Origin of the sequence: Bacillus sp. JJ1764 (genome assembly GCF_036962145.1) — a bacterium.
In the GTDB taxonomy this organism is placed as follows: domain Bacteria; phylum Bacillota; class Bacilli; order Bacillales; family Cytobacillaceae; genus Neobacillus.
This window is the reverse complement of sequence record NZ_JBALNY010000250.1, coordinates 1-4,195: the sequence shown is the minus strand read 5'-3', so window position 1 is coordinate 4,195 and position 4,195 is coordinate 1. Positions and strand designations below refer to the sequence as shown.

The following is a 4,195-nucleotide window of genomic DNA, read 5'->3' as shown; positions in this document are numbered from 1 at the left end:
CGGTTCTGGAGAGACCCCGCAGGCGCAAGCGCCGAGGAGGCTCGCCGAAACGCCCACGGAAAGCGAAGTGCCTGGAGCGGAAATCAACAGACAAGTTTAACAGAGCATTAATATAAAAAGGACTCCCAAACACATGTTGAGAGTCTTTTTTGCTATTTTACAATAATAGTACCCTTATACATATTCATTCCGCAGCTAAAAGTATGCTGGCCTGTTTCATCTGGCGTAAACGTCAATTTTGTCATACCAACATTAAGTTTGGCATTATTAATATGAAAATCGGGGATATTAAAAATAGATAAACAACTGTTTTCTAAAGGATTTTGAATCTCCAGTTCCACAGGTACCCCTTTTTTTACACGAATAGTAGCGGGACTATACCCTTTTTCAGTCACGAGCATCTTTACCTTAGGAGTACTTTCTTCTGAAACGTCGACTTCGGTTTTATCAACGGTTTTCACCATAGTGTTTTTTTCACTAGTTTGAGCAGAAGCAGTTGACCCCGCTTTGTTTGGAATGTTAACTAGATTGCTGCTATACAAAAAAAGGAATAATGAAACAAAAATAACCCCTGCAGAGATAATCGCAAAGGGCGAAATTTCCTCTGTCTGAACGGTGAATTGATCCTTCGTTTCGGATAGGATAAACAAAATGATTAACCCGCTGATGATCACATAGATTCCTAGTAAAATTCCCAGCAAAATAGTGGGGGTAATAAATTGGAGAAAAACTCCCAGAACGGCGCCTACCATTCCACCGAATAAACCTGAAATAGAACTCATAATGATTGCCAATAGTCCAATTGGATGACCAGACAAAAAGCCGATCATAAATCCAATAATCATGCTGACACCAACGACTAGAAACATCTCACCTGAGACCATCCCAATAATAGTGCCAGATAAAAGACCAGCCATGCACGCAATCCCGATGGCAATCATCAAACCGGGAGTCTTGGAAATTTTTGTTTTATTACGATACAGGAGTACAATAGAATATCCTGTGGAAATGGCTACAATAACAGTTGATAGTACCGAAAAAATCATCATATTTGAAAACTCCTCAAATGCTGCTCTTTTTTTACAACATAAGAGTATTATAAATGTAAATTAACAGTTGTTAAATATTGCTATATGAACGTTTTATGAATCTTCTTTTTTCTTATCGAGCGTTTGTTGATAGATCCGTTTAAGGGCTTCATTTTGCATTTTCATAAATTCAAGAAGAAATTCTTTTTCTTCTGCTTCTAATTCAAGTTCATCTTTTTCTTCCTTTGTCAAACTAATCACCTGCCCCAGCATTTCATTTATTTTACCTTAATTTAAAAGCTGTTTAAAGTTTAGGAATATAGTATTTTGGAAAAACTGAGCTAAGAATGAAAAATTTCCCGATTTTCAATTGACATTTATGTTCGGGAAATATATAATTTTTTCAAAAATATACTTGAAACAATGACGGGGACTAGTAAAATGTTTGAGTCTTACCAAGAGAGGAAACCAATGGTGCGAGGTTTCTTAAGACAGTCATTTGAACCTGCCTCACGAGTTCTGTATCGGATTTTACTTGAAGATACACGCGGATCAAATCCGTTATCATGGAGAGTGTATAAAGCATTGCTTTATTAAATGTAGGGTGGTACCGCCAGGCCTTGGTCCCTTTTTTAGGATCAAGGCCTTTTTATGTTTTAAGCTCATTGTTGATTTTGGAACCTGTTGATTGGAGCGGAAGGCACGCAGACTCCTGCGGGAGTACGGAACAGGTGAGACCCCACAGGCGCCAAAGCGCCGAGGAGGCTCACCGGACCGCCCGCGGAAAGCGAAGTGCCTGGAGCGCAAATCAACAGCCATGTAAAACGGAGCTATATTTTTAAAAATTTAAATGAGGTGTCAACATGGCAAAGGAATTTGTAAAAGATATTACGGCGATGGACGATGATTTCGCCCAGTGGTATACAGATGTGGTAACAAAAGCAGATTTAATTGATTATTCAAGCGTTCGTGGTTCGATGATTATTCGCCCGTACGGCTATGCCTTATGGGACAATATTAAAAATGAACTTGACCGACGCATTAAAGAAACAGGACATGAGAATGTCTATATGCCATTATTCATACCAGAAAGCCTGCTGCAAAAAGAAAAGGATCATGTCGAGGGCTTTGCCCCTGAAGTGGCTTGGGTAACTCATGGCGGCTCTGAAGAACTGGCAGAACGTCTAGTAGTCCGCCCAACGTCAGAGGTGCTTTTCTGTGAGCATTATAAAAATATTATTCATTCTTATAGAGATCTTCCGAAATTGTATAATCAATGGGCAAACGTGGTTCGTTGGGAGAAGACAACACGTCCATTCCTACGTACATTAGAATTCCTATGGCAAGAAGGGCACACTGCACACGCTACTGACGAAGATGCCATGGAAGAAACCATTAAAATGTTAAATGTTTATGCTGCGATTTGCGAAGAAATTCTGGCTATTCCGGTAGTAAAAGGACAAAAGACAGAAAAGGAGAAATTTGCTGGTGCTAAAGCAACTTTTACGATCGAGAGTTTAATGCATGACGGAAAAGCTTTGCAATCTGGAACATCACATCATTTTGGAACCGGATTTGCCGAAGCATTTGGCATTCAATACACTGATCAGGAAGGCAAGCTGCAATACGTCCATCAAACTTCTTGGGGTTTCACAACACGGATTATTGGTGCATTGATCATGGTTCATGGCGATGATCGCGGCTTGGTGATTCCGCCAAAAGCAGCACCAACCCAAGTAATGATCGTTCCAATTGCTCAGCATAAAGAAGGTGTTCTTGATTTTGCTTATGACTTGAAAAATCAGCTTGGCAAAGTGGCTCGCGTCGATATTGATGCTAGTGACAAAAAGCCAGGGTGGAAGTTTAATGAGTACGAAATGAAGGGAATCCCAGTTCGCTTAGAAGTTGGGCCTAAAGATATTGAGAATAAACAGGTCGTCTTGGTAAGACGTGACACTCTGGAAAAAGTCATCGTACCATTGGATCAATTAGAAGCAAAACTTGTAGAATTATTGGATGACATTCAAGCAAACCTTTATAATAAAGCGTTGGCCCATCGAGAAGAAAGAACTTCAGTTGCAAAAACTCTTGCCGAATTAAAAGAAACATTAGAGGAAAAAACTGGATTTATTAAAGCTATGTGGTGTGGGGACTTAGCCTGTGAGGAAAAGATCAAAGAAGAGACAACAGCCACTTCTAGATGTATTCCGTTTGAACAGGAACAACTGTCCGAATCATGTGTTTGTTGCGGTAAAGAAGCAAAGCAAATGGTTTATTGGGCTAAAGCATACTAAAAAATGGAAAAAGGGCCCCTGGCAAGGGGCCTTTTCCTATATAACATATTTCAATAAATAGTACTTGGTGATGGCCAAATACTCTCGCGTATACAATTTTATAATTGCATTCTTAGGTGTACTTGCAGGGAGACCTTGTACCTTCAAATGTTGATCATGTGCAATTGATAGAGAACGGTACATATGAAAATTGTTAGTAACAATGACTCCGGACATATTTTTATCCGGGAGAAGTTGTTTTGAAAAGCGAATGTTCTCCTTTGTATTGGTTGAACGGTCTTCTTTTATGATTCTTGATTCGTCAATTCCCCTTTTTATAAGCTCACGTTTAATGGACTCGGCCTCGGAAATCTTTTCTGCTTTCCCCTTACCACCGGAAGCTATAATAATAGTATGCTTATTTTTTTGTAAGAAATGGGCTGCTGTGTTAATTCTGCAGGAGAGTGCTTTCGAAGGGACCTGGCCTTTCACGGATGTACCTAAAACAATTAAATAATCCGCATTCTCTGGTGTTTTCAAATGACTATATTCAGATATTTTATATTGAAGAAAACCACCATATGTAGTAGCCAAGATGATGAAAACTATAAAACTAATTTTCCATTTTTGTAGAGATTTCATTATAACACCGCCAATTATTTTTCATCATTCTATTATACAAAAAAACCTACTGATTACCGCATAATATGATCAGGAACTTTCACTTACACTAAAAATTGACTTTCGTTTTAACTATGATTAAATAAAAGAAAAGGTCGTGAAAGGAAGATTTTTTTTGAGTAAAAACCTTGTTCGAACCATCACAGTCATTGCCGTTTTCTTTTTCCTCATTTGGCTCGTCGGACTTGGCTGGGCGGTGGGGGATTATTATGC

At 39.0% G+C, this 4,195-nt stretch carries 4 protein-coding genes and 1 other annotated feature; of the genes, 1 reads left to right on the top strand and 3 read right to left on the bottom strand.

Annotation, left to right across the window (positions count from 1 at the left end):
• Positions 1 to 152: 152 nt before the first annotated feature.
• Both V7083_RS23415 and V7083_RS23410 read right to left on the bottom strand, forming a co-directional pair.
• Positions 153 to 1,049 carry a cupredoxin domain-containing protein gene (locus tag V7083_RS23415; protein WP_335482588.1) on the bottom strand — a complete coding sequence of 299 codons (897 nt, stop codon included), beginning with the start codon at positions 1,047 to 1,049 and terminating at the stop codon, positions 153 to 155.
• A gap of 93 nt (positions 1,050 to 1,142) precedes the next feature.
• Complete coding sequence (locus tag V7083_RS23410; protein WP_335482586.1) at positions 1,143 to 1,280, bottom strand: hypothetical protein; 138 nt, start codon at positions 1,278 to 1,280, stop codon at positions 1,143 to 1,145.
• A gap of 162 nt (positions 1,281 to 1,442) precedes the next feature.
• Positions 1,443 to 1,660: a binding site (T-box leader), on the top strand.
• Positions 1,661 to 1,891: 231 nt separating this feature from the next.
• Here V7083_RS23410 and proS point away from each other — a divergent pair.
• The gene (gene proS / locus V7083_RS23405; RefSeq protein ID WP_335482584.1) at positions 1,892 to 3,322 is read left to right on the top strand and encodes a proline--tRNA ligase; all 1,431 of its coding nucleotides are present in this window, start codon (positions 1,892 to 1,894) and stop codon (positions 3,320 to 3,322) included.
• Between the two features lie 36 nt (positions 3,323 to 3,358).
• On the opposite strand, the gene V7083_RS23400 is transcribed toward proS, so the two are convergent.
• Positions 3,359 to 3,943, bottom strand: a complete 585-nt coding sequence (locus tag V7083_RS23400; protein WP_335482582.1) for a YdcF family protein — start codon at positions 3,941 to 3,943, stop codon at positions 3,359 to 3,361.
• Positions 3,944 to 4,195 lie beyond the last annotated feature (252 nt).